Genomic DNA, 26,169 nt, shown 5'->3' with positions numbered 1-26,169 from the left:
GGAGGCACATGGCCAGCCAGGACTGGTTCGACAAGGACTTCTATCAGGTCCTCGGCGTCGCCAAAGACGTCAGTGACGCCGACCTGAAGAAGACCTACCGCAAGCTCGCGCGCAAGTACCACCCGGACTCCAATCAGGGCGACACCGCAGCGGAGTCGAAGTTCAAGGAGATCAGCGAGGCGTACTCGGTGCTCTCCGACGCCGAGCAGCGCAAGGAGTACGACCAGATCAGGGCGATGGGCTCGGGTGCCCGCTTCACCGCGGGCGGCGAGGGCGCGGGCGGCTTCGAGGACGTCTTCTCGATGTTCAGCCAGGGCCGCGGCGGACGAGCGCAGACCGCAGAAGACTTCGACGACATCTTCTCGATGTTCAACCAGCAGCAGGGTGGACGGTTCGGCTCGGGGAGGTTCGGTCAGCCGAGCGGCGGCTTCCGCGGCTACGGCGGCCCGACCCGCGGCTCCGACGTGACCGCGCGCACCACGATCGACTTCATCACCGCTACCAAGGGCGAGACGATCACCCTGCAGGGCGAGGACGGCAAGCCGTTCAAGGTCAAGATCCCGGCAGGGGTGTCCGACAACCAGAAGATCCGGCTGCGCGGCCGCGGCCGTCCCTCGCCGGACGGCGGAGAGCACGGCGACGTCGTGGTACAGGTGACCGTCAGGCCGCATCCGGTCTTCACGCGAGAGGGGCTGAACCTGCGCGTGACCGTCCCCGTCACCTTCACCGAGGCGGCGCTCGGCGCAACCATCGAGGTGCCCACGCTCGGTGGAGACCCCGTCAAGCTGCGCGTCGCCCCCGGGACGCCATCGGGCCGCGTGCTGCGCGTCAAGGGCCGAGGAGTGCAGACCACGAAGGGAACCGGAGACCTCCTCGCGGAAGTCCAGGTCGCGGTGCCGTCGCACCTCGACGACGAAGCCCGCGAAGCGCTCGAGCGCTACCACCGCCTCGAGCCGAAGGAGAATCCGCGAGCCGACCTCATGGCGAAGGCGCGCGGCTGATGGTTGAGCACCGCGAACTCGACGAGGACGCACCCATCCTCGCGATCGCCGTCGCCGCGGAACTGTCGGGCATGCATCCGCAGACCCTGCGTCAGTACGACCGCCTCGGCCTCGTCGTGCCCGCGCGCACCCAGGGCGGCTCGCGCCGGTACTCGCTGCACCACGTCGAGCAGCTGCGGCAGGTGGCTCGGATGTCGGGGGAGGGCATCGGCCTTCCGGCCATCGCGCGCATCCTCGACCTCGAGGAGCGGGTGCGCGAACTGCACGTCCGGGTGCACGAACTCGAGGAGCGCATGCGGACCGAGCTCGAGCGCCGCCCGGGTGCGCGGGTGTTCGCGGCCGGTTCGACGGGTGCCGTCGTCACGCTGCGCCATGGCACGCGCACGCGCCGTGCGACCGAGCTCGTGGTCTGGCGGCCGCGGCGGCCGCTCGACGCGCCGGCGGGCCCCGACACGACGCCAGGGGAGTCCGACGAGGACGTCGGCGCACCCTGACGCGATCGAGCGGCATCTATCCCTCGCGGTGGGCGGTGTGGTTCAGTGAGCGCATGACAGAAACCTCGCCCACGACGGGGAAGCTCAACACCCGGCTCGCGATCCTCCTCGCCATGGCGATGTTCGTCCTCGTGTTCGACACATCCCTCATGAATGTGTCGATCTCCGCGGTCGTCCACGACCTCGGCACCACCGCCAGCGGTGTGCAGGGTGCCATCGCCCTCGAGGCGCTGGTCTCGGCCGCCTTCATTCTGATCGGCGGCAAGACCGGCGATCTCATCGGGCGTAAGCGCGCTTACGTGCTCGGACTTCTCGGGTACGCAGTCGGAGCTGTCGCGATGGTGTTCGCGCAGGACCTCATGGCGGTCGTCATCTTCTGGGCCGTCATCGGCGGTATCGGGGCGTCACTCCTGCTGCCTGCCATGCAGTCGCTCATCCACGGCAACTTCGAGGGCGCGCAGCAGAAGCGCGTGTACGCCCTCGTCGGCGCCTCTGCCGCCATCGCCGCCGCGGTGGGACCACTTCTCGGCGGATTCATCACGACCGTCTGGACGTGGCGCGTCGGGTTCGCCCTCGAAGCGGTGGTGATCGCGGTGGTGCTCTCGGGAATCGGACTCGTCAAGGACGCGAACTACACCGGATCGCGGATCGTCGACTGGGGAGGCGCCGCGCTCTCGGTGGTCGGCATGGGCGGCATCGTGCTCGGCATCCTGGTCTGGCAGGAGGGCGGTGAGTACGTCGCGCTGCTGATCGGCCTGGGCGTCATCGCGATGCTCGGCTTCGCATGGTGGATCGTCAGCCGCAAGAAGCGACAGAAGGCGACGCTGATCGATCCCGCTCTGTTCCGCTCGAAGCCCTTCCAGTCGGGCGTGAGCGGACAGCTGCTGCAGCAGATCGCGCTCGGCGGCACGATGATCGTGCTGCCGCTCTACCTGCAGATGGTGCTGGAGTACAACGCGCTCGAGGCCGGTCTCTCGATCGCGCCGCTCTCGCTCAGCATGTTCGTCGTGGCGATCCTCGCCGGACGAAGAGCGAAGGGGCGGCCGGCCAACCTCATCCTGCTGGGCTTCATCCTGCTGGTCGTGGGGTTGGGGATCATCGTGCCGATCGTGCCGCTCGCGACCTCGGGCTGGTGGCTCACGATCCCGCTCATCATCGCAGGCGCCGGACTCGGGCTGCTGGTCTCGCAGCTCAACAACTACACGCTTGCGCCGATCTCGAACGAGCGGGTGAGTGAGGCGGCGGGAGTCAACTCGGCTGCCGGATCGTTCGGCCTGTCGTTCGGCCTCGCGTTCGCAGGTGCGATCATGCTCGCCACGCTCGCGTTCACGTTCACCGCGATGGTGGACGCCAGCACCGTGCTGCCGTCCGACGACAAGGCGCAGATCTCCGCGACGCTGGAAGACGACGCGCAGCTGATGTCGACCACCCAGCTCAACGACATGCTCGCCGGCGAGCCGCAGGATGTGCAGGACGAGGTGATCGCCATCAACGAGCAGGCCCGTCCGATCGCCTTGCAGGTGGCGCTCTTCATCCCGATCCTCGCCGGCCTCGCGGGCATCGGCAATGCGTTCCGGATGCGGCGGCTGCCCGACCCTGAGCCATCGGGCAATGCCGAGTCGGTCATCGGCGGCTGAACGGGCTGTGATGAGCGGCTCGCCGAACGCGACGGCGAGTGACGGCCCACAGTCGTGGGACTGTCCGGGCGCGCCCTCGCGGGTGTGCGCGGGGCCGCGGATAGCCTGGCGCCGTGAGACAGTCCCACGCTCCGGCACCCCCTGCAGCTCCGGCGATGTCTCCGACACTGCGGGTTCTCATCGGGCTCGCCGCCGCTGTGATCGCCCTCGCGGGTCTTTCGTTCGCCCGTGACCTCGTCGGGCCGCTGGTTCTCGGCGCGGTCATGGTCATCATCTGCCATCCGGTCCGACATCCGCTCGAGCGCCGCGGTTGGCCGCCATGGGCCGCGACGACCGCCGTCATCGTCGTGGCATACCTCATCCTCGCGTTCCTGGCCCTCCTGCTGACTTTCGCCGGCATCCAGTTCGCGCGCCTCGTCGGCGACTTCAGCGATCAACTCCAGACGACCGCGCAGTCGATCATCACCTGGCTCCAGTCCTTCGGGCTCGATCAAGAGGGAGCGGGTGCCGCGGCATCCGTTCTCGATCCCTCGAACATCCTCAGCTTCGCGGCATCGCTCGGCGGCACGGTGCTGAGCGTGCTCACGGCCTTCTTCTTCGTCCTGGCGTACGTGATCTTCATGGCGGCCGACGGTGCCCGCTACACACACGCTGAGCGGGCGTTCGGCGCAGGTGTGAAGCCGTTGGTGCGGCGGTTCGTCCTCTTCAACTCGGGGGTTCGCCGCTACTACGTCGTCAACGCGAGCTTCGGTGCGGTCGTGGCGATCATCGACGGCCTTGCGCTATGGGCGCTCGGCGTGCCCGCACCTGCGGTCTGGGCGATCCTCGCGTTCGTGACGAACTTCATCCCGAACATCGGCTTCGTGATCGGCCTCATCCCGCCGGCGCTGCTGGCTCTGGTCGTCGGCGGCTGGCCGCTCATGCTCGCCGTCATCGCGGTCTACTGCGTCGTGAACGTGACGCTGCAGGTGCTCGTCCAGCCGAAGTTCGTGAGCGACGCAGTGAACCTCAGTCTCACGCTGAGCTTCTTCTCGGTCATCTTCTGGACCTTCATCATCGGGCCGCTGGGCGCCATCCTGTCGATCCCGCTCACGCTGCTGGTGCGAGCGCTCGTGCTGGAGGGCGATCCCGACAAGCGCTGGCTGCGCTGGCTCTCCGGCGACACGGCGGCCGCGAGGCCGGGGGGAGCGGTGCCATGACCACCGGCCGGAGCAGCGGAATGACCGAGGAACGGTGGTTCCAGCTGACCTACTGGCCGCTGCTCGTGGCGTCGTTGGTGTTCATCGTCGCCTACTCGTGGCAGGTGATCGCCGATCTGCAGGGCACGGCCGAGAGCATCGCGCGCGGACTCATCTTCGCGACGTGGATCGTCTTCATCATCGACTACCTGGTCCGGCTCTGGCTGTCGTCACCCCGTGGCCGTTGGTTCCGGCACCACATCTTCGATCTGCTCGTCGTCGTACTGCCGCCCCTCAAGCCGCTGCGGTTGCTGCAGGCGTTCACCAGGATCTCCTCGAAGCGAACCTCCCAGGGAACCGCGCTGCGAAGCCGCATCTCCGTCTACGGCGCGGGAGCCGCGCTCATCCTGATCTGGGTGGCGGCGCTCGCGGTGCTCGACGCCGAGCGCGGCGCGCCCGGTGCGAACATCGAGACCTTCGGGGATGCCGTGTGGTGGGCGTTCGTGACGATCACGACCGTCGGCTACGGCGACTACTACCCGGTCACCCCTGGGGGCAGGACCGTCGCCGTCGGGCTGATGGCGGGCGGCGTCGCGGTGGTCGGCGTGGTGACGGCCACGTTCGCCTCATGGGTGCTCGAGAAGGCCGCAGCCCGCTCGAGCGACGACGACGAGCCGGCGACGCGAGGCCAGGTGCGGAACGTCGCGCGCAGCCTCGCAGAGCTCACCGCGAAGCTCGGCGAGCCACCGGCGAAGTGAGCGCAACCTCACCCCCCGAGGGTGAGGTTGCGGACCCGGGGTGGCGTTAGCGTACAGGCGACGGACTCGCCGAGAGGATCACCATGTCTCCTGACCGCCACGCACGCACGATGCTTCCGATCCCCGACCTGCCGGTCCCGGGGCTCACGACGTTCGACGCGAAGGACCCCGAGACGCACTTTCCGCCGATCGAGCCGCTGCTTCCCCCCGAGGGTGCGCCCAATGTGCTCATCGTGCTCCTCGATGACGTGGGATTCGGTGCGTCGAGCGCATTCGGAGGACCCTGTGCGACGCCCTACGCAGAGAAGCTCGCTGCCGGAGGACTGAAGTTCAACCGATTCCACACCACGGCGCTGTGCGCCCCGACGCGGGCGGCCATGCTGACGGGTCGCAACCACCACTCGGTCGGGATGGGCAGCATCACCGAGACGGCGACATCCGCACCGGGCAACAGCTCTCTGAAGCCGAACACCAAGGCGCCGCTCGCGATGACGCTGAAGCTGAACGGCTATTCGACCGCGCAGTTCGGCAAGTGCCACGAGGTGCCGGTCTGGCAGTCGTCGCCGATGGGACCGTTCGACGGGTGGCCGTCAGGCGGGGGCGGGTTCGAGAAGTTCTACGGCTTCATCGGCGGCGAGAACAACCAGTGGGATCCGGCGCTGTACGACGGCACGACGCCCGTCGAGCCGCCGGCGACGCCGGAAGAGGGCTACCACCTGACCGAGGACCTGGCCGACCACGCGGTGAGCTGGATCCGCACCCAGAAGGCGCTCATGCCCGACAAGCCGTTCTTCGTGTACTTCGCCCCGGGCGCCACCCACGCGCCGCACCACGTGCCCAAGGACTGGATCGACAAGTACAAGGGCAGGTTCGCCGATGGCTGGGACGTGCAGCGCGAGAAGACCTTCGCCCGCCAGAAAGCGCTGGGCGTCGTCCCCGCCGATGCCGAGCTCACGCCGCGCCACGCCGAGATCCCCGCGTGGGATGACATGCCCGCCGAGCTCAAGCCCGTGCTCGAGCGCCAGATGGAGGTCTACGCGGCCTTCCTCGAGCACACGGACTTCCACGTCGGGCGGGTGATCGACGCCATCGACGACCTCGGCGTGCTCGACGACACGATCATCTACTACATCATCGGTGACAACGGCGCATCGGCAGAGGGAACGATGAACGGCGCCTTCAACGAAATGGCGAACTTCAACGGCATGGCCGCACTCGAGACGCCGGAGTTCATGGTGTCGAAGATCGACGAGTTCGGCTCGCCGTCGTCGTACAACCACTTCTCCGTCGGCTGGGCGTGGGCCATGGACACACCCTTCCAGTGGACCAAGCAGGTCGCCTCGCACTGGGGCGGCACCCGCAACGGAACGATCGTGCATTGGCCCGCGGGCATCGCCGACAAGGGCGGCCTGCGATCGCAGTTCACGCACGTGATCGACGTGGCGCCGACCATCCTCGAGGCTGCGGGCCTGCCGGAGCCCACCATGGTCAACGGCGTGCAGCAGTCACCGATCGAGGGCAAGAGCATGCTCTACGCCTTCGCTGCCGCGGATGCTGCCGAGCGCCACGATCTGCAGTACTTCGAGATGTTCGGCAACCGCGGCATCTACCACAAGGGCTGGAGCGCCGTCACGAAGCACCGCACCCCGTGGCTGCTGATGGCGGCCACGGGTGCGCTGGATGACGACGTGTGGGAGCTCTACGACGGCAGCAGCGACTACAGCCAGGCTCGCGATCTCGCCTCCGAAGACCCTGACCGGCTGCATCATCTCCAACGGCTCTGGCTGATCGAGGCCGTGAAGTACAACGTCCTGCCGATCGACGATCGAACCGGCGAGAGGCTCAATCCCGATCTCGCGGGCAGGCCGACGCTGATTCGCGGCAACAGCCAGCTGTTCTTCGCGGGCATGGGTCGCCTCTCCGAGAACAGCGTGGTGAGCATCAAGAACAAGTCGTTCTCGGTGACCGCCGAGATCGAGGTGCCCGAGGGCGGCGCGGAGGGCGTGATCATCGCGCAGGGCGGGCGGTTCGGCGGCTGGAGCGTCTATGTGGCCGAAGGCAAGGCCAAGTTCGTCTACAACGTGCTCGGCATTCAGGAGTTCGCCACCGCGGCCGATTCCGTCATCCCCGCCGGCACGCACCAGGTGCGCGTGGAGTTCGCCTACGACGGCGGCGGCCTCGCCAAGGGGGGCGACGTGACGATCTACTACGACGGCGACTCGGTCGGCACGGGTCGCGTCGGGGCGACACAGGCGATGATCTTCTCCGCCGACGAGACCACCGATATCGGATACGAGTCCGGCACCGCCGTCAGCAGCGACTACACGCCGCAGACGAGTCGGTTCCGCGGCAAGATCCACTGGGTTCAGATCGATCTCGGCGATGACGATCACGACCACTTCATCGACCCGGACGAGCGACTGCGGGTGGCGATGGCGCGGCAGTAGCGCCGTCGACGGGCTATAGGCTCGGCGTGTCAGCCGTCCGAGCCGCCGGAGGAGTGTCGATGAGCGACGGGCACCGCGCCCCACACGACGACAAGGTCGGGCCTCTGCACATCGTGCGGCGGCACTTCGCGACCGACGAGGGCGTGTACGGCGTCATCCTCGTGGCGGGCATGATCGTCGCGAGCGGTTCCCTGGGTGCGACGGCATGGGTGGTGTTCCTCCAGGTCGTCGGCACGGTTCTCATCTTCTGGGCCGCGCACGTGTATGCCGGCACGGTGGCGCACCACGGATTCGAGGACGGCCGGATCATCGGCATCCGCGAGTCGTTCAGAGCCGCGGTGCGCCGATCATGGGGACTGCTCGTCGCGGCCCTCATCCCGTCGAGCATCCTCCTGCTCGGAGTGGCGAAGATCGTCCCCGATGACACGGCGGCCTGGATCGCGCTCTGGATCTGCGTCGCCGTGCTCGCGGTGCTCGGCTACATCGCGTTCGCGCGCCGAGGTGCGCGCTGGTACATTCGCGTGCTCGGAGCGCTGGGGACGGCCGGGTTCGGCATCCTGATGATCCTGCTCAAAAGCGGGGGCGTGGCGCACTGAGAAACGAAAGAGGGCCCGCCCGGTTGCCCGGTCCGAGCCCCCTTCGGTGACTCGACTCAGCTGAGCAGCTTGGCCTTGGCGGCCGCGAACTCGTCGTCGGACAGGATGCCTTGCGCGTGCAGGGCGCCCAACTGGTTGAGCTGCGACATGAGGTCGGTGCCACCCCCCGCCGGCGCGGCCGGAGCCGGCGGCGGCGCAGCGGCCTGGGCGTTGGCGACGGCCTGTGCCGCGGCGGCATCCAGAGCCGCCTGGTTCTGCTGCGCCTCATAGGCCTGCGCCTCGGCTGCCTCGTTGGCTCTGTTCTGCTGGTGGCCGGCGACGGCACCGGATACGGCGGTCGCGGTGCCCGCGATCACGGCCGTGCGGGCGGCCATGCCGACAAGCCCGCGTCCTCTTCTTCTCATCATGATGTGCTCCTCCTTCAGTCCAGGTTCTCGGACAGGTATGCGTTGACGATCGGCGCGGGGATGCCCTCGCGCGCCAGCACCACGCCGCCGGCGTCGAACAGAGCCGAGGCGAATGCCTTGGCCCACAGCAGCTCGACGACGAGGATCGCCGCCGACGTCCCCGGTGCGACGCCGTCGGTCAGCTCGGCGATGTCGTCGTCGCTGGCGAGACCCACGAGGTCCAGCGAGGGCACCTCGGCGTCATCCACGGTGTCCGACAGTTCCAGCACTGTGAGCTCACCGTCCTCGGAGCGGGTTGCGAACACGAGGTCGAGGACATTCACCGTTCCCGACGCGACGAGATCGTCGATCGCCTGCAGGATCTCTGGGCCCGGCCTGTCGCCGTCGAATCCGATCGCGTAGAACTCGATCGGGCCGTAGTCGAACGTTGTCATGGATACCTCCGGATTCAACGCCGCGAGACCGTTGAGCAGCCACGGCGCATTGGTTGTGACACAAGCCTCGTATCGTGCCGAGGGGAGGTCGTCATCCCAGGCGGGTGATATGGCCATCATGGCGCAAGAACGAACGAAAAGGCCGTCCTGTTCAGGTGAACAGAACGGCCTTTCCGGATGACGGCCGGCTCAGCTCGCGAGTGCCTTGGCCTTGATCGCGTCGAACTCCGCCTGCGTGATGGCGCCGGAGTCGAGGAGAGACTTCGCCTTCGCGATGTCGTCCACGCTGCTGCCCCCGCTGGAGGCTCCTGCGGTCTGCCGGATGTAGTCGTCCTGCGCCTTTCGCATCTCCTGGGCTTGCGCAATGCCGCGCTTCGTCATGCCGTTGCCCCGCGCGATCAGGTACACCAGTGCGGTGAGGAAGGGGATGAAGATGAGGAAGATGATCCAGACCGCCTTCCACCATCCGCTGAGTTCGGAGTCGCGGAAGAGGTCACCCAGGATCGAGAAGAGGACCATCAGGTAGGCGAAGAACACGAACACCCAGAAGAACCAGACAAGCAAGGACCAGAGACTGCTGTCATCGGTGAAGAACATGTCGTTCCATTCGTTCAGGGCGGGCCGGGAAGCCCGCCGCCTTGTTGTGAGGCTATTGACGCACACGAGGGGGATGCGTCACCCGCCTCGGGTGAGAATCTAGGGGGTCTCCGCGCCCACGGGGTTGACCGACACGACTTCGATGTGCAGGCCGTCGAACATGTCGAGCAGACCGAAGAGCTTCGATTGGTCCGGGACCGGTCCGACGATCCGCGTCATTCCGTTCTGCCCAGGCTCGACGTCGAAGCCCTCGAGCGCAGCCACGAGATCCGGTCCGAGCCTGCCCCGCACCACGACCTCCATGACGTGAGCGGGCATGTGCCACCTCCTCGAGCGCGGCCGGATCCGCGCGATATCGCCATCGTGCGACACCCCCGTCGAACTGCCGTCACCCCTGTGGGATGATTCTCGTGCCCACGCGAACCTCGCACGCAGAAGGCGGTGACAGATGACGGTTGCGCGTACGGTCCCTCCGCACGCCGTGGACCGGCCGGAGCTCCGGGCCCGTCTGGACGTCGGCCTGGATGCACCCCTCACGCTGGTCGTCGCACCCGCCGGATCAGGCAAGAGCGTCCTGCTGAATCAGTGGGCGGCTTCCCTCGGCGATGCCCGCGTCGCGTGGCTCGACATGAGTGCGGCGGACGACGACGCGGTCCACGTCGCGCGCCGGCTCCTCAGCGAGCTGGGCGCGGTGGACTCGAGGCTGTCGACGCTCGACGTGCCGCTCGGGGCTGCCGGTGGGGGCCTCGGCGAGGAGATGATCGAGTCCCTGGCTGCGGCGTTCGCAGATGTGCCCGCGAAGGTGGTCGTCGTCTTCGACGACCTGCATCGGGTCTCGAATGCCGAGGTCGTCACCGACCTCTGGCGGCTGGTCGACATGCTCCCGCCCAACACTCACTTCGTGTTCTCATCACGCGTCGATCTCAAGCTCGGGTGGAGCCGCCATCGACTGCAGCACGGCCTGGTGGAGCTCCGCCAGGCCCAGCTCGCCTTCGATCCGGAGAGCGCGGGGCGCGTGATCGAGCGGATCCTGCGCCGTCCGGTCGATCCGGAGACCGCCGCGTCGATCGTCGAGAGGACCGAAGGATGGGCTGCCGGCATCCATCTCACCGGGTTGAGCCTGCGGTTCCGCGACGACAGCGCGGAGTTCGTGGACGCCCTGGCAGAGAGCGACCGGCTCGCCATCGACTACCTGAGTGAAGAGGTGCTCGACGCGCTTCCCGCGGGGCGACGCCGTGCGCTGCTGCAGCTGTCGGTGCTCGAAGAGCTCAACGCGGGTCTCGTGGAGGTCGTCGGAGGCGTCGACGGCGGTGCCGCGTTCCTTCGCGAGCTCGAGTACGAGTCCATGTTCGTCGTCGCCGTAGCCGGAAAGCCCGACCATTACCGCTTCCACCACCTGTTTCGCGACCTGCTGCGGTACCGCTTGCGCGCCTCCGATCCCGGAGCCGAGTCCGACCTTCTCGCGTTGGCCGCCGGGTGGCACACGGCGCGTGGCGACACCACAAGTGCGATCGAATGCCTCCTCGCGGCGAAGCGATGGGATGGCGCGCTCGACCTGATAATGGCCCGGGGGCGCGAAGTCTACGAACGTGGCGAGACAGCCACCGTCGCGCGATGGCTCGCGATGGTCCCCGCAGATGTCCGAGCCGCACGCGTCGAAGCGGAGATGCTCTACGGGATCCTCGAGGGGATGTCCGGGCGCGCGGCGATCGCGGAAGACATCCTGCGAGGCATCCTCGGTGATCCAGGGTTGCCGCTCGGAGTCGAGCTGGTCGCTCGGGCGTATCTCGCCGCGTGCGTGCAGTTCCGACCGCATCCCGAAACATACGTCCAAGAGGGCGAGCGTGCGCTGGAGCTCCTCGAACGCGTCGAAGGCACCGTCATTCCGGACCTCCTTCACATGTCGGACCAGGCGCTGCTGACGACGCTCGTGCTGGCGTCGATCGGGCGTGGCCACTTCCTCCTCGGCGATGCCGAGCGGGCACTCGAGTGGCTGGCGCGCAGCCTTGCCTCGCCGGGTGCCTCGTACGGCGCTTTTCGTGTTGGGCTGCTGGGGAGCATCGCGCTCGCGGAGGCATGGCAGGGCAGGCTGATCCGCGCCGCCGAGTTCGCCGACGAGGGTCTGGAGCTGGCACGCGAGCTCTCCCTGCTCTCTCATCCCGGACCGGCCGATGCCTACCTCGCGCGGGCGCTCGTCGCGATCCAGCGCGGCGAGGCGGAGGCCGGCGCCTTCGCCCTGCACGAGGGACACGTGCGTGCCGCATCGAACGCTCGGGTCCAGCTGCTCTGGGTCGCGCATGCCGAGTCGCGACTGGTCGATCCGGACGGGACGGATGTCGCGGCGATACCACCGACGGGCACGCCACCCCCCATCGTGCGCAGCGCCCTCCGCGCGATCACGAATCGGCGCCTGAGGCGCGTCGGCACATTCTCACCGGCGGGCAGCCAGGCGGAGTGGTCGCACCTCGTCTTCGAAGATGTGGCCGGCCTCCTCGCAGCGCGGGACCCCGATGGCGCCAGGACGAGGCTGGGTGCGGCCGAGCCCGCCGCACCGGCGAGTCCGTCCCAGACGGTGGAGCGCGCCATCCTGCAGTCCTGGCTCAGCGACGTCGACGGGCACCCCGCGGAATCACGCGGCTTCCTCACGGCCGCGCTCGACGCAGCGGAACCCGAGGGTCTCGTCTACCCGTTCCTGAGCGCGGGGCATCACGTGGAAGACCTCCTGAGAGGCCTTCCCGGCACTCCCGCCGGATTCCGCCGTGCCGTCCTCGATCGCTTCGCACCGACCACCCGCCCCGATGCCGAGCAGCTCACCGAGCCGCTCACGGCGCGGGAGCACGAGCTGCTCGCCTATCTTCCGAGCAGGCTCACCAATGCCGAAATGGCGGCGCGCTGCTTCGTGTCGGTGAACACCGTCAAGACGCACATGGCCCACATCTACCGCAAGCTCGACGCGGGTGGGCGGGATGCCGCGATCGCCCGTGCCCGCGAGCTCGGTCTGCTGGAGGCCGCCGATATCGCCCGCGTGGGGTGACTCGGCGGGGCGGGGGTCGGCGCTAGTGTCCGGCCATGAGCAACTCGTCTGAGGTCGCGCCCGGGCACCCGGAGCCGAATCCGCCTACCACCCGTGCGGCCGCGGCTGCGATGCGCACTGAGGTGGTCGCCGATGAGCCGGAGCCGGAGCCGGAGCCGGCTCCGCCGATGTCGCGAGAGCCTCGCCGAGGCATCCTGGCAGCGATCGAGCGTCCTCTGGTCGTCGCCTTCGTCGCGACGCTGGGAGTCCTCGGCGGCATCGTCCTCGGGTCGGCGATCGCCTCGATCACCGAGATCCTGATCTACATCATCCTCGCCCTGTTCATCTCGCTCGGACTCGACCCGGTCGTCCGCACGCTCGAGCGTCGCGGCATGAAGCGCGGAGCGGGGATCGGGATCGTGTTCGGCGCGTTCGCGCTCCTCGCTGTGGCGGTGCTGGTCTTCGTGCTGCCGCCCGTCGTCCAGCAGATCGGCCAGTTCATCGAGTCGATACCGGAGGCGATCGCGCAGACGCTCGAGAGCGACTGGTTCCTCACGCTGCCGAGCGACCTCCAGCTGGCTGTGTCCGGTGCGCTGGCCGAGGTGGCGGAACACATACATCAGCCCGAGACCGTCGCCGCGATCGGCGGGGGTGTGCTCCGGATCGGAGTGGGCGTCGCGAGCGCCATCACGGCGGGCTTCATCATCACTGCGCTCACGCTGTACTTCCTCTCATCCCTCGACGGCATGAAGCGAGCGCTGTACTCGCTCGCCCCCGCGCACGATCGCCCGACGCTCTCGCGGCTGACCGAGCGTGTGACGGCGTCCGTCGGCAGTTCGCTGCTGGGCTCGGTGGTCCTCTCCTCGATCAATGCCGCGGTGGTGTTCTTCCTGCACCTCGTCATCGGCTTGCCATACCCCGCGCTCATGGCCGTCATCGCGTTCGTGATCACACTGGTCCCGCTGTTCGGGTCGGTGATCTTCTGGGTGTTCGCGTCGATCGTCGCGCTGTTCTCCAACCCCACCCAGGCGCTGATCTTCGCGATCGGCTACCTCATCTACATCCAGCTCGAGTCCTACGTCGTGAGCCCGCGCGTCATGAACCGTGCCATCTCGATTCCGGCAGCCCTCGTCCTCATCGGAGCGCTGGTCGGCGGCACTCTCGCAGGCGTGATCGGCGTGCTGGTGGCCCTCCCGCTGATGGCATCGGTCCTGCTGATCATCCGCGAAGTCGTGGTTCCCAAGCAGGACCTCAAGGTGGTGGCGCCGTCTTAGAAGGCTCTCGCGGGCCCCGGAGCGCGGTTGCCCGGTCGTGAGCGTGCGGGACGACCGGTCCGCCGTCCTCGCGCCGCCGCCGGTCTGATCCGAGCCGGGAGTTTCGCCCTCAGCGGACGGAGGGCTCACTCGGTCGAAGAGTGTCCGTGGTGTCTGCGACCCTGGAGGTCGGCGGCGGCGCATTCAGCGCGCCCCGGTCCACGTGATCAGCGTGATCGGCGCCTCACCCTCACCTCCTGGAGACCTCCGTGCTCGGCAAACTGCTCTTCCAATACCTGAAGACGTATCGCTGGCTGCTGCTGGGCGTGCTCGTGTTCCAGTTCGTTTCAGCGATGGCGTCGCTGTATCTGCCCCGCCTCAACGCCGACATCATCGACGAGGGCGTCTCCAAGGGCGACACCGCTTACATCTGGTCAACGGGCACCCTCATGCTCGCGATCTCCCTTCTGCAGATCACGGCGTCCATCGTCGCCACGTACTTCGCGGCGCGCGCCGCGATGGCGGCAGGCCGCGACATCCGCCGCGATGTCTACGAGAAGGTGAGCGGGTTCTCGGAGCGTGAGGTGTCGAAGTTCGGCCCGGGCTCGCTCATCACCCGCAACACCAACGACGTGCAGCAGGTGCAGATGCTCGCGATGATGGGCGCCACGATGCTGGTCACCGCACCGCTCCTGGCGATCGGCGGCATCATCATGGCCGTGCAGCAGGATGCCCAGCTGAGCTGGCTGATCGCCGTGGCGGTGCCCGTGCTGCTGCTCGTCGCCGGGCTCATCATCAGTCGGATGGTGCCGCTGTTCCGCAGCTTCCAGAAGAAGCTGGACGCCGTCAACCGCATCATGCGCGAACAGCTCACCGGCGTCCGGGTCGTACGGGCTTTCGTGCGCGAAGACATCGAAGAGGAGCGTTTCCGCGGCGCCAGCACCGACATCATGGTGGTCGGCCGCAAGGTCGGTTCGCTGTTCGTTCTGCTCTTTCCGCTCGCGATGCTGGTGCTGAACGTCACAGTGGTCGGGGTCATCTGGTTCGGCGGCATCCAGGTCGACGACGGCACGATCGAGATCGGCACCCTCTTCGCCTTCATGCAGTATGTCGGTCAGATCCTCATGGGCGTGCTCATGGCGAGCTTCATGACGATCATGATCCCGCGTGCTGCGGTGTCTGCCGAGCGCATCGGCGAGGTGCTCGCGAGCGAGTCGACGCTCACGCGCGCCGCCAGCCCCGTGAGCGAGTTCAGCGAGCCCGGGGCCGTGGCCTTCGACGACGTCGAGTTCACCTACCCCGGTGCCGAGTCGCCGGTCCTGCAGGGCATCAGCTTCACCGCCCGCCCCGGCGAGAGCGTGGCCGTCGTCGGTTCGACCGGGTCGGGCAAGACCACGCTCGTCTCGCTGATCCCGCGGCTGTTCGATGTGACCGGCGGCGCCGTCCGCATCGGCGGGGTGGACGTGCGGGATGCGGACCTCGACCACCTCTGGACGGGCATCGGGCTGGTACCGCAGCGGCCGTTCCTGTTCACGGGAACCATCGCGTCGAACCTCCGGTTCGGGCGCGAGGAGGCGACCGACGAGGAGCTCTGGCACGCGCTCGAGATCGCCCAGGGCCGTGACTTCGTCGAAGAGATGGAGGGTCAGCTCGGCGCCCGGATCGCGCAGGGCGGCACCAACGTGTCCGGCGGTCAGCGGCAGCGGCTGGCCATCGCGCGGGCGATCGTGCACCAGCCCGACATCCTCGTCTTCGACGACTCGTTCTCGGCGCTGGACCTCACCACCGACGCGAGGCTGCGCCAGGCCCTGTGGCGCGAGCTTCCGGATGTCACGAAGATCGTCGTCGCCCAGCGGGTGTCGACCATCACCGAGGCAGACCGCATCGTCGTCCTCGAGGACGGCCGCATGGTCGGTGTCGGAACCCACGAGGAGCTTCTGGCCTCGAACGTCACCTACAGAGAGATCGTCGAATCGCAGCTGGGGGTGGAGGCATGAGCGCCCCCGACATCCTCACCGAGGAAGAGCGGCTCGAACTCGAGCTCGCCGAGCAGGCTCGTCAGAGCTCGGGCGACTGGGACAGCGTCAAGCCCGGCAAGGCCACGAACTTCAGCAAGAGCTTCTTCCGCCTGATCGGGCTGCTGAAGCCGCACGCGGTCGCGTTCATCTTCGTGTCGATCCTCGGCGCGATCGGTGTCGTGCTCGCGGTGATCGCGCCGAAGATCCTCGGCGAAGCGACGAACATCATCTTCGAGGGTTTCGCCTCCAATGCCCTTGCAGCGCAGTTCCCGCCGGGCACTTCGCAGGAGGCGGTGGTCACGGCGCTGAACCTCGCAGGTCAGACCGACCTCGCCAACATGATCTCCGCGATGGACGGCTTCGTCGTCGGTGCCGGAGTCGACTTCACGGCACTGCGGATGGTGGTCGTCACGGTGATGGCGATCTATGTCGTGTCGTCGCTTCTGAACTGGGTGCAGGGCTACGTCATCAACGTCATCATGGTCCGCACGATGTGGCAGCTGCGGGAGTCGGTCGAGGCGAAGATCAACCGGCTGCCGCTCTCGTACTTCGACAAGGTGCAGCGCGGTGAGCTGATCTCGCGCGTGACCAACGACATCGACAACATCACGCAGACGATGCAGCAGTCGCTCTCGACCGTCGTCACCTCGATCCTGACCGTGGTCGGCGTGCTGATCATGATGTTCTCGATCTCGTGGCAGCTGTCGATCGTCGCGCTCATCTCGCTCCCGCTGATGGCCGTGATCTTCGGTGTCATCGGACCCCGCTCGCAGAAGGCGTTCGGCATCCAGTGGCGCAAGGTCGGGCGTCTGAACGCCCGCGTCGAGGAGTCCTTCTCGGGTCACGCGCTCGTGAAGGTGTTCGGCCGCGAGGCAGACTCGCGCGAGAAGTTCCAGATCGAGAACGAGGAGCTCTACGAAGCCAGCTTCAAGGCCCAGTTCCTCTCCGGCATGATCATGCCGGGCATGATGTTCATCGGGAACCTGACCTACGTGGGGATCGCGGTGCTCGGCGGGCTGATGGTCGCGAACGGCCAGCTGCGCCTCGGCGATGTGCAGGCCTTCATCCAGTACTCGCAGCAGTTCACCCAGCCGCTGTCCGAGCTGGGCGGCATGGCCGCCGTCGTCCAGTCGGGCACGGCCTCGGCCGAGCGTGTGTTCGAGCTGCTGGATGCCGACGAGCAGGAGCCGGATTCACCCGATGCGCCCGCCCTTCGACAGGCTCAGGGACCGGGGTGGGGAGGCGTCATCGAGTTCGAGAACGTGGCGTTCTCGTATACGTCTGACCGCCCGCTCATCACCGACCTGTCGTTCCGTGTCGAGCCGGGCCAGACCGTCGCGATCGTGGGACCGACCGGTGCGGGCAAGACGACGCTGGTGAACCTCATCATGCGGTTCTACGAGCTCGACGGCGGCCGCATCCTGCTCGACGGACAGGACATCGCCGAGCTCACGCGCGACGACGTCCGCTCGCGTACCGGCATGGTGCTGCAGGATCCGTGGCTGTTCGCCGGCACGATCCGTGACAACATCCGCTACGGGCGCGAGTCCGCGACTGATGAAGAGATCGTGGACGCCGCCAAGGCGACGCGTGTCGACCGCTTCGTGCACTCGCTGCCGGAGGGCTACGACACGGTGCTCGACGAGGATGCCTCGAACGTCTCGGCCGGCGAGAAGCAGCTCATCACGATCGCGCGTGCGTTCGTGGCGCAGCCGTCGGTGCTGATCCTCGACGAGGCCACGTCATCCGTCGATACGCGCACCGAGCTGCTCCTGCAGCACGCGATGGCTGCGCTGCGCGAGGGACGCACGTCGTTCGTGATCGCGCACCGCCTGTCGACGATTCGGGATGCCGACCTCATCCTCGTGATGGAGCACGGCGACATCGTCGAGAAGGGTTCGCACGACGAGCTCATCGCCGAACGCGGTGCGTACTGGCGCCTGTACCAGTCGCAGTTCGAGCAGGCCGCGACCGACCTGGACGCCGAGGCCGTGCTCCTCGAGACCGGCGCGGTGCCTGTCGGCGGCGGTGGATCGGACGCCGGCGACGACGTCCGGGATGCCTGAGCGCTCGCGTTCGCGAGCAGGACCCGGCCCAGGGCTTTCGGCGGACTCAAACACTTCGTGCGCAGCGGAACCCGATGTGCGACATCCCGGTGTCTTCCGCCTGCGGCGATCGGGCCGCGGGCCGGAAGCGCAGGCAGTAGTCCGGTGAGCAGAGGTGCGAACCGCCCTTCAGCACGCGTCGGGGGATCATGGGGAATCCCTCCTGTGCGCTCGCCGCAGCGAGGAGATTGTTCCGCTTGCCGCCGTCGACTGGCTTGTCCGAGAGTCGCAGGTGCCGCGGCGTGTAGTAGTCGGTCGTCCACTCCCACACGTTGCCCGTCATGTCGTAGAGTCCGAACCCGTTCGGCGGGTAGGAGCCGACCGCGGCCGCATCGCCGACGCCCTGGTTGTCATACGGAAAGCGGCCGAGCCACGAGTTCGCCTGCGCAACGCCGTCGGGGTAGATGTCATCGCCCCAGGCGAATCGAGCGCCGGCGAGTCCACCGCGTGCCGCGAACTCGTGCTCCGCCTCGGTCGGCAGACGCTTGCCGGCCCACGCGGCATACGCCTGCGCGTCTTCGAACGCGACGTGCACGACAGGATGCCGCATCCGCTCGTCGATCGATGAACCGGGTCCTTCGGGCGCGCGCCAGTACGCGCCGGGCTCCCACCGCCACCACTGGCGCCAGTCGTCGAGGTCCACCGGACCCCCGGTGGGAGTGAAGACCATGGCGCCCGGAACGAGGTCGGCCGGATCGGCGTCGGGCATCGTGGCGGGGTCTATCGGTCGCTCGGCGACCGTGACGTAGCCGGTGTCGGCGACGAAGGCGACGAAGTCCTCGTTCGTGACCTCGTAGCGGTCGATCTCGAACGCCTCGACCGTTCGTTCGTGCACCGGGCGCTCGTCTGGGTAGAACTCGTCCGAGCCCATCAGGAAGGTGCCCCCCGCGATGGGCACCATGTCGTCGGCCATGGCCCAACGCTATCCGCCCGCCGTCCCGGTCCCGGTCGCTGAGCGCGGGGCACCCCGCCGGCTACGCGGGATCGATACGCAGGATCTCGGCGGACTCGCCGATGGCGAGATCCTCGACGACGCGGAGGGTGTGCGCCACATCGTCCACCGATCCGATGACGATTCCGAAACGCTCGCGGTCGGCGCACACGGCCGTGACCGTGACGAAGTGCGTGCCGGTATCCCACGTGTAGGTCGCGAACGGCGGTGTGCGCGGGTCGGCGGGAAGCGGGATCGCGAGCTTCTCACCGACTCCGAGGTGCGGGTTGCGGAACGCCTCGGTGTCGTCGTACTCCATCGGCATCATGGCTCGCGCCGTGCGGAGCTGGGGTGTCGCCTCCTGGATCTGCGCCATGACGACGAGCAGGTCGGGGTCGGATTTCCACACCCATACCAGCACCCTGCCACCCGCGCGCTTCATGAGGAACGGCGCGGCCTGGCTCATGCCCCACGCGACGAACCCGCTGCCTGGGCGCTCGGCCTGACCCATCGCGCGATTGGCCTGGGTCAGCAGCATCCGGATCGCGGCCTTCCGGTGGCGGCGTCCCGTGAAACCGAGTGAGTCCGTGACCGGCACCCACAGTGTCGGATCGGCGTCGGCCTGCAGTCGGAGCATGGTTCCAGGGTAAACGGGTGTGGTTGCCGCTGATGCCTGTGGTGCTTCCACACCGACCACGCGAAGCCTCGACTCCTCGCCGACCCAGGTGCTGCTCGTCAGCCAGCGCAGACTGCCGACCGACATCGCGAAGAGGCTGACCGACGCAGCCGAGGCGCCCGCGCCCGACACCGAGTCCCGTGCATTCATCACACCTGACGGCGGGTCAGGCGCGCACAGCGGCGCTGCTCTGGCCTGTGTTCCCCGAGGCGCTCGCGTACTGAACGGGCGCGGATGCCGCGGCTCGGCGCCTTCGGACGGGGTACCGCCGCACCCCTCCGGTACAGTGGGATCCGCGCATGCTCGCCCCCTCAGGCCGCGCCACTCCGCCGCACAGACAGGCCATACCCCGTGACCGATCCCGCGACGCCCGACGACTCCTCCGCCCCCGGGAGGAGTCCCCGAGCGCTGACGATCGTCATCGGCGCCGACACCTTCTCACCTCACGTCAACGGGGCTGCACGCTTCGCCGAGCGTCTCGCCGCAGGACTTGTGGCCCGTGGACACGACGTCCACGTGATGGCGCCGAGCAGGACGCATGGCCCGCACGGCACCTTCACGGAAGTGATCGAGGGGCAGCCGATGACGATCCATCGGATCCACTCCCATCGGTACTGGCCGCACGACTGGCTGACGTTCGTGTTCCCGTGGATGACGAAGTACTACTCGCGCCAGGTGCTGAACAAGGTCACCCCGGATGTCGTCCACATCCAGTCCCACATCAATCTGGGCCGTGGCCTCGCGCGTGAGGCCCGCAAGCGCGGCATCCCGATCATCGCGACGAACCATGTCATGGCGGAGAACGTCGTCGACTTCACGACGCTGCCTCCCCTCCTCGACAAGTTCGTCATCAAGGTCGCATGGGACGATGCCGCCCGCACGTTCGCCATGACCCGGGCGGTCACGACGCCGACGCGCAAGGCGGCGGACTTCCTCGAGTCGACGATCGACATCCACAATGTCATCCCGATCAGCTGCGGCATCGAGGCGAGCAACTACACCCCCGACTACACCGCTCGCGACGCGAACCGGCTGGTGTTCGTCGGACGCCTGACCACCGAGAAGCAGATCGACGTGGTGCTGCGCGCCGTGACGAAGCTCGATCCGTCGCTCGACGTCACGTTCGACATCATCGGCAACGGCGACCAGCGCCGCAATCTCGAGCACCTCATCAGGGAGCTCGGGCTCTCGGACCGCGTGACGTTCCACGGCCTCACCTCAGACGAAGAGCTGCGCGCGACCCTGAGCCGGGCGAGTCTCTTCGTCATCGCGTCGATCGCCGAACTCCAGTCCATCGCGACCATGGAGGCCATGGCATCCGGTCTGCCGATCGTGGCCGCGAATGCGGTCGCGCTTCCGCACCTCGTCCACGACGGCGAGAACGGATACCTCTTCGAGCCCGGCAACGTCGACGATCTCGCCGCCAAGCTGACGAAGGTGCTCACGCAGTCCGCCGACGAGCGCGTGCGCATGCAGCATGCCTCGCGCGAGGGCGTCAAGGTGCACGACATGCAGCGCACGCTCGACACGTTCGAAGCGCTCTACCGCGGCGAACCGATCCCCGAGTAGCGCCGTGCACGTCGTGATGTTCGGCGATCAGCACCTCGAGTCCCTCGGCGGCGCTCAGGTGTCGATGCGGTTGCAGCGGCGGTTCCTCGAGAAGGCCGGGCACACCGTGACCGTCGTCGCGCCGCGTATGCACGGGCGGCGGGCCGCCGCTGGTGCGGCCGCTCAGCCGGCTGCGGTCGCTGAGCCTGTCGACACGTCCGCGTACCTCGACCTGCCGTCGCTGCCGGTCACGTTCGACCGCGAGTATTCGCTCACGTGGCCGAGCCGTCGTACGGATCGTTTCCTCGATGAGGCGATGTCAGGGCGCCCGCCCGTCGATGTGGTACACGTGCAGGCGGACTTCTGGGGAGCCTTCATCGGCCACCGCTTCGCCGCCCGCCACCGGCGGCCGGTGGTGCACACGATGCACAATCGGGTGGATGTCGGCATCCGGGCGACGGCGCCCTTCCCGGGTCTCGTGCTGCGCGTGCTGAACGCATGGCAGCGCCGCGCGCTCGGCGTCGCCTCCGAGTCGAAGGCGACCGGAAGCGACGGCTGGTCGTTCCTGCGACGCTTCGCCGAGCGATCGGATGCCGTCACCGCCCCCTCATCGCACTTCGCGCGTCGGCTCGAAGCGCACGGAGTGGTTCCCGGGCACGGCGCGCCCGCCGTCGACGTGGTGTGGAACGGGATCGACGACGATGTACTGGATGCGGCGCTCGCCGCCGCACCGGGTGAGCGCGCGCCAGGTCGCCCGCGCTTCGTGTGGATCGGGCGGATGAGCCCCGAGAAGCGCCTCCTTACGTTCCTCGAGGCGGTCGCCGAATCCGGAGTCGACGCCGACGTCGAGATCATCGGCGGCGGCGGGCAGCTGCGCGCAGCGCGCCGGATCATCGAGAAGCGTCGGCCACGGGCATCCGTCGTCTTCGCGGGGCGGATGCGGTATGCCGAGACCCTCCGCAGGATCCAGGCGGCGGACGCCGTCGTGCAGACCTCGATCGGCTTCGAGACGCAGGGCATGACCATCTTCGAGGCCGCGTCGCTCGGTACGCCCGCGATCGTCAGCGACCCTGACCTCGCCGCCGAGCTCGGTCAGGGCCGATGGGATGTCGCGGACGCCTCGGTCGGGGCGCTCGCTGACGCCTTGCGCCGCGCGGCGGCCGACATCGAGGCGGACGTGGCGCCGAAGCCGGATCCGGCGGTGCGCGACCGCTTCCGTCAGTCTTCACGGACGGCCGCGATGATCGACGTCTACGACAGGGTCACGGCGCAAGCCGGTCGCTGAGCCTGTCGAAGCGTCCGGCGGTCCGTCGACTCGTCGCTCCGCTCGTCGCTCGACGACCGGTGGCTCCCGGTCGTTGAGCGAGCGAAGCGAGACGAGCCGCGTCGGGAACAGGATCAGGAGAGGCGCGACCAGTCGGTCGGCGTGCGACGGTAGCCGTCGCTGCGGAGGGCGGCGATCGTGGAAGCGATGCCGGCCAAGGACAGTGCTGCGAGAAGAATCACCATGAACATGGCAGTAACGCTACGCTTGCGGTCTGACTGCCACGAGTGGCAGAATGGACACACATCGCACGAAAACTGCCACGCGTCGGCAGGCTCAGCGACCGGCACGACAGGCTCAGCGCCCGACAGGAGATCTCAATGAAGACAGTCGCCGTGATCGTCCAGGATGGTTTCGCACCGTTCGAGTTCGGCGTCGCGTGTGAGGCCTTCGGCCTCGATCGGACGGATGACGGCATCCCGAACTTCGACTTCCGCATCGTGACACCGGATCCCGGTGTCGTGCAGTCCAAGATCGGCTTCTCGATCAATGTCGAGAACGATCTGTCGTTCGCCTACGAGGCCGATCTCGTCGTCGTGTCGCCGACGCCTCACGAGTACTGGGCGCACACGGATGAGCGCGTGCTGGACGCCGTTCGCGCTGCCGTCGAGCGCCAGGCCTGGGTGCTGAGCGTCTGCAGCGGGTCTTTCATCCTCGGAGCAGCCGGAGTGCTCGACGGCCGCAAAGCGACGACGCACTGGATGTACGCGGACGTCATGGCGCGGATGTACCCGAAGGTCGATGTCGACCCCGACGTGCTCTACGTGCAGGACGGCCGCATCATCACGAGCGCCGGCACCGCGGCCGGCCTCGACGCGTGCCTGCACCTGCTGCGGCAGGAGCTCGGCGCCGAGATGACGAACCGCATCGCGCGGCGCATGGTCGTGCCGCCTCAGCGTGACGGCGGCCAGGCCCAGTTCATCGACAAGCCGCTGCCGCAGGTCGCATCTCTCTCGCTCGCTCCCGTGACCGACTGGATGCTCGACAACCTGCGCCACGAGCTCACCGTCGACCAGCTCGCAGCGAAGGCGCACATGTCTCCCCGAACGTTCGCGCGGCGCTTCCGGGCCGACCTCGGAGCCACGCCCGCGGCATGGCTCGCGCGACAGCGGATCATCCACGCCCAGCGCCTGCTCGAGAAGACCAACCTCGGCCTCGACCGCATCGCCTACGAGAGCGGCTTCGGCTCCGCAGCGGTGCTCCGCCAGAACTTCGCCCGCGTCCTCGCCACGACCCCGACCGCGTACCGCGCGCGCTTCTGCTGCACGCGCGAGGCGATGGAGGCCGCCGGGGCCGAATCGGCCGTGCTCGAAACGGTCGCCTGACCCACAGCGTCGCGCCCCATCCCCTGCACGGTTACGGACGCGACACGCCGTCGCCGCGCGGAGCGCCGCGGCGTGTCGCGTCCGTAACCGGTGAAAGGGGGGCGAGTCCCGCGGGGGGTGATGCGCTTGGCGTGAACAATCGGACCTGCTAAACTTGAGTCAAGACGGCTCAAGTTTTGCGCCGAGCCGACTCAGACTTCAGGAGAACCATGAACGCCACACAGACACCCGGTCAGGAGGATGCGCGCAGCGCCCTCGAGCAGTTCGGGATCAATCTCACCGACCGCGCCCGTCAGGGCAAGCTCGACCCGGTCATCGGCCGCGACAGCGAGATCCGGCGCGTCAGCCAGGTGCTGACCCGCCGGACCAAGAACAACCCCGTGCTCATCGGCGAGCCCGGAGTCGGCAAGACCGCCGTCGTCGAGGGCCTCGCCCAGCGCATCGTCGCCGGCGACGTCGCCGAATCGCTCAAGGACAAAGAGCTCGTCACGATCGACATCTCCGCGCTCGTCGCCGGTGCGATGTACCGCGGGCAGTTCGAGGAGCGCCTGAAGAGCGTGCTCAAGGAGATCACCGACTCCGACGGACGCATCATCACGTTCATCGACGAACTCCATGTGCTCATGGGCGCGGGCGGTGGCGAGGGATCGGTGGCGGCATCCAACATGCTCAAGCCCATGCTGGCCCGCGGCGAACTGCGCATGATCGGCGCCACCACCCTCAACGAGTACCGCGAGTTCATCGAGAAGGATGCGGCGCTCGAGCGCCGCTTCCAGCAGGTCTACGTCGGCGAGCCGAGCGTCGAAGACACCGTCGCGATCCTCCGCGGCCTCAAGGAGCGCTACGAGGCGCACCACAAGGTCGCCATCGCGGATGCCGCGCTCGTGGCCGCCGCATCCCTCTCGCATCGCTACATCCCGAGCCGCCAGCTGCCTGACAAGGCGATCGACCTCATCGACGAGGCCGCGTCGAGGCTGCGCATGGAGATCGACTCGGCGCCGCTCGAGATCGACGAGCTGCGCCGGCACGTCGACCGCCTCAAGCTCGAAGAGCTCGCGCTCAAGCGGGAGAAGGATGCCGCGTCGAAGGAGCGCCTCGCCCTGCTGCGTGCCACGCTCGAGGCCGAGCAGGACAAGCTCGGCGAGCTCCAAACCCGTTGGGAGCACGAGCGTGCCTCCCTCAACCGCGTCGGCGACCTCAAAACGAAGCTGGACGCCGCTCGCATGGAGGCCGAACGCGCGCAGCGCGAGGGCAACCTCGAGAAGGCGTCGCGACTGCTGTATGCCGACATCCCGGCCCTCGAGCGTCAGCTCGTCGAAGCCGAGCGCGAAGAGCCCGCGGGGGATCGGATGGTGAACGACCAGGTCACCGACGAAGACATCGCCGCCGTGATCGCGGCCTGGACCGGCATCCCGGTCGGCAGGCTGCTGCAGGGCGAGACCGAGAAGCTCCTGCACCTCGAGACCGAACTCGGCAAGCGGCTGATCGGGCAGAAGGAAGCCGTCAAGGCCGTCTCCGATGCCGTGCGCCGCTCACGTGCCGGCATCAGCGACCCCGATCGTCCGACCGGCTCGTTCCTGTTCCTCGGACCCACCGGCGTCGGCAAGACCGAGCTCGCGAAGGCGCTGGCCGATTTCCTCTTCGACGACGAGCACGCCATGGTGCGCATCGACATGTCGGAGTACGGCGAGAAGCACTCGGTCTCACGTCTCGTCGGCGCCCCTCCCGGGTACATCGGCTACGAGCAGGGTGGGCAGCTGACCGAGGCGGTGCGCCGCCGTCCGTACAGCGTCGTGCTGCTCGACGAGGTCGAGAAGGCGCACCCCGAGGTCTTCGACGTGCTGCTGCAGGTGATGGATGACGGCCGCCTGACCGATGGCCAGGGCCGCACGGTCGACTTCAAGAACGTCATCCTGATCCTGACCTCGAACCTCGGCTCGCCGATCCTCATCGACCCGACGCTGTCGATCGAGCAGAAGCGCGAGCAGGTGCAGGGACTGGTGCGCCAGGCGTTCAAGCCCGAGTTCATCAACCGGCTCGACGACATCGTCATCTTCCAGGCCCTCACCGAGGACGACCTGGCTCAGATCGTCGAGCTCTCCGTCGATGCGCTCCACCGCCGTCTCAAGGATCGTCGACTCTCGCTGGCCGTCACCCCCGACGCCCGCGCGTGGCTCGCCGAGCGCGGGTACGACCCGGTGTTCGGAGCGCGGCCGCTGCGCCGGCTCGTCCAGTCCGAGATCCAGGACCGCCTCGCGATGGGCATCCTCTCGGGCGGAGTGCGCGACGGCGACGTGGTGCGGGTGGATGTCGCGGCCGACGGGTCTTCGCTCGTGCTGACGAGCGACGGGCCGGCCGCGCCACCTGAGCCGCCGTTCGATGACGACGACGACGAGGTCATCGAGGCGATCCTCGAGGATTGACCGC

The 26,169-nt window shown here is 67.9% G+C and carries 21 protein-coding genes; 15 read left to right on the top strand and 6 right to left on the bottom strand.

All coding sequences use genetic code 11. From position 1 onward, the window contains the following. Positions 1 to 8: 8 nt before the first annotated feature. The 7 genes from ABD188_RS03265 (at position 9) to ABD188_RS03235 (ending at position 8,111) form a co-directional block, all read left to right on the top strand. The gene (locus tag ABD188_RS03265; RefSeq protein WP_344058481.1) at positions 9 to 1,001 is read left to right on the top strand and encodes a DnaJ C-terminal domain-containing protein; all 993 of its coding nucleotides are present in this window, start codon (positions 9 to 11) and stop codon (positions 999 to 1,001) included. Next, positions 1,001 to 1,495, top strand: coding sequence for a heat shock protein transcriptional repressor HspR (locus ABD188_RS03260; protein WP_344058479.1), 495 nt, complete (start codon positions 1,001 to 1,003; stop codon positions 1,493 to 1,495). The genes ABD188_RS03265 and ABD188_RS03260 overlap by 1 nt, the downstream gene beginning before the upstream one ends. A gap of 53 nt (positions 1,496 to 1,548) precedes the next feature. Next, on the top strand, positions 1,549 to 3,132 hold the full coding sequence (locus tag ABD188_RS03255; protein ID WP_344058477.1) for an MFS transporter: 1,584 nt from the start codon (positions 1,549 to 1,551) through the stop codon (positions 3,130 to 3,132). A gap of 113 nt (positions 3,133 to 3,245) precedes the next feature. After that, complete coding sequence (locus ABD188_RS03250) at positions 3,246 to 4,331, top strand: AI-2E family transporter (protein WP_344058475.1); 1,086 nt, start codon at positions 3,246 to 3,248, stop codon at positions 4,329 to 4,331. Next, entirely contained in the window at positions 4,328 to 5,068 is a 741-nt protein-coding gene (locus ABD188_RS03245; protein WP_344058474.1) for a potassium channel family protein, read from the top strand. The genes ABD188_RS03250 and ABD188_RS03245 overlap by 4 nt, the downstream gene beginning before the upstream one ends. A gap of 83 nt (positions 5,069 to 5,151) precedes the next feature. Next, positions 5,152 to 7,515, top strand: coding sequence for an arylsulfatase (locus ABD188_RS03240; protein WP_344058473.1), 2,364 nt, complete (start codon positions 5,152 to 5,154; stop codon positions 7,513 to 7,515). Positions 7,516 to 7,574: 59 nt separating this feature from the next. Further along, complete coding sequence (locus ABD188_RS03235) at positions 7,575 to 8,111, top strand: hypothetical protein (protein WP_344058472.1); 537 nt, start codon at positions 7,575 to 7,577, stop codon at positions 8,109 to 8,111. Between the two features lie 56 nt (positions 8,112 to 8,167). On the opposite strand, the gene ABD188_RS03230 is transcribed toward ABD188_RS03235, so the two are convergent. From ABD188_RS03230 to ABD188_RS03215, 4 genes are all read right to left on the bottom strand, one after another. After that, positions 8,168 to 8,518, bottom strand: a complete 351-nt coding sequence (locus ABD188_RS03230; RefSeq protein ID WP_344058470.1) for an SHOCT domain-containing protein — start codon at positions 8,516 to 8,518, stop codon at positions 8,168 to 8,170. A 14-nt stretch (positions 8,519 to 8,532) separates the two neighbouring features. Next, positions 8,533 to 8,952 carry a DUF6325 family protein gene (locus tag ABD188_RS03225; RefSeq protein WP_344058468.1) on the bottom strand — a complete coding sequence of 140 codons (420 nt, stop codon included), beginning with the start codon at positions 8,950 to 8,952 and terminating at the stop codon, positions 8,533 to 8,535. A 189-nt stretch (positions 8,953 to 9,141) separates the two neighbouring features. Continuing rightward, positions 9,142 to 9,549 carry an SHOCT domain-containing protein gene (locus ABD188_RS03220; protein WP_344058466.1) on the bottom strand — a complete coding sequence of 136 codons (408 nt, stop codon included), beginning with the start codon at positions 9,547 to 9,549 and terminating at the stop codon, positions 9,142 to 9,144. Positions 9,550 to 9,648: 99 nt separating this feature from the next. Next, complete coding sequence (locus ABD188_RS03215; RefSeq protein ID WP_344058464.1) at positions 9,649 to 9,867, bottom strand: hypothetical protein; 219 nt, start codon at positions 9,865 to 9,867, stop codon at positions 9,649 to 9,651. A 130-nt stretch (positions 9,868 to 9,997) separates the two neighbouring features. Between ABD188_RS03215 and ABD188_RS03210 the strand changes: the two genes are divergently transcribed. The 4 genes from ABD188_RS03210 to ABD188_RS03195 all read left to right on the top strand — a co-directional run bounded on the left by ABD188_RS03210 (position 9,998) and on the right by ABD188_RS03195 (position 17,899). Next, a complete protein-coding gene (locus ABD188_RS03210; protein WP_344058462.1) occupies positions 9,998 to 12,583 on the top strand; it encodes a winged helix-turn-helix domain-containing protein in 2,586 nt (861 codons plus the stop codon). Positions 12,584 to 12,618: 35 nt separating this feature from the next. Next, complete coding sequence (locus ABD188_RS03205; RefSeq protein ID WP_344058460.1) at positions 12,619 to 13,836, top strand: AI-2E family transporter; 1,218 nt, start codon at positions 12,619 to 12,621, stop codon at positions 13,834 to 13,836. 248 nt (positions 13,837 to 14,084) lie between these two features. After that, positions 14,085 to 15,812, top strand: coding sequence for an ABC transporter ATP-binding protein (locus ABD188_RS03200; protein ID WP_344058458.1), 1,728 nt, complete (start codon positions 14,085 to 14,087; stop codon positions 15,810 to 15,812). Then, complete coding sequence (locus tag ABD188_RS03195) at positions 15,809 to 17,899, top strand: ABC transporter ATP-binding protein (protein ID WP_344058456.1); 2,091 nt, start codon at positions 15,809 to 15,811, stop codon at positions 17,897 to 17,899. Before ABD188_RS03200 ends, ABD188_RS03195 begins: the two co-directional genes overlap by 4 nt. A gap of 46 nt (positions 17,900 to 17,945) precedes the next feature. Here the strand turns inward: ABD188_RS03195 and ABD188_RS03190 are convergent, their stop codons facing one another. Together ABD188_RS03190 and ABD188_RS03185 are read right to left on the bottom strand one after the other, a co-directional pair. Continuing rightward, complete coding sequence (locus tag ABD188_RS03190) at positions 17,946 to 18,839, bottom strand: formylglycine-generating enzyme family protein (RefSeq protein ID WP_344066835.1); 894 nt, start codon at positions 18,837 to 18,839, stop codon at positions 17,946 to 17,948. A gap of 73 nt (positions 18,840 to 18,912) precedes the next feature. Further along, a complete protein-coding gene (locus ABD188_RS03185; protein ID WP_344058454.1) occupies positions 18,913 to 19,506 on the bottom strand; it encodes a hypothetical protein in 594 nt (197 codons plus the stop codon). A gap of 390 nt (positions 19,507 to 19,896) precedes the next feature. Here ABD188_RS03185 and ABD188_RS03180 point away from each other — a divergent pair, with 390 nt between their 5' ends. The 4 genes from ABD188_RS03180 to ABD188_RS03165 all read left to right on the top strand — a co-directional run bounded on the left by ABD188_RS03180 (position 19,897) and on the right by ABD188_RS03165 (position 26,165). Further along, positions 19,897 to 21,114 carry a glycosyltransferase gene (locus tag ABD188_RS03180; RefSeq protein ID WP_344058452.1) on the top strand — a complete coding sequence of 406 codons (1,218 nt, stop codon included), beginning with the start codon at positions 19,897 to 19,899 and terminating at the stop codon, positions 21,112 to 21,114. Between the two features lie 4 nt (positions 21,115 to 21,118). Next, on the top strand, positions 21,119 to 22,378 hold the full coding sequence (locus ABD188_RS03175) for a glycosyltransferase family 4 protein (RefSeq protein ID WP_344058450.1): 1,260 nt from the start codon (positions 21,119 to 21,121) through the stop codon (positions 22,376 to 22,378). Positions 22,379 to 22,737: 359 nt separating this feature from the next. Beyond that, on the top strand, positions 22,738 to 23,742 hold the full coding sequence (locus ABD188_RS03170; RefSeq protein ID WP_344058448.1) for a GlxA family transcriptional regulator: 1,005 nt from the start codon (positions 22,738 to 22,740) through the stop codon (positions 23,740 to 23,742). A gap of 209 nt (positions 23,743 to 23,951) precedes the next feature. Further along, on the top strand, positions 23,952 to 26,165 hold the full coding sequence (locus ABD188_RS03165) for an ATP-dependent Clp protease ATP-binding subunit (protein ID WP_344058446.1): 2,214 nt from the start codon (positions 23,952 to 23,954) through the stop codon (positions 26,163 to 26,165). The last annotated feature ends 4 nt before the right edge of the window (positions 26,166 to 26,169 follow it).

Source organism: Microbacterium pumilum (genome assembly GCF_039530225.1).
Lineage (GTDB): Bacteria > Actinomycetota > Actinomycetes > Actinomycetales > Microbacteriaceae > Microbacterium > Microbacterium pumilum.
The sequence above is the reverse complement of the archived record's forward strand: the minus strand, read 5'-3'. Positions and strand labels throughout refer to the sequence as shown.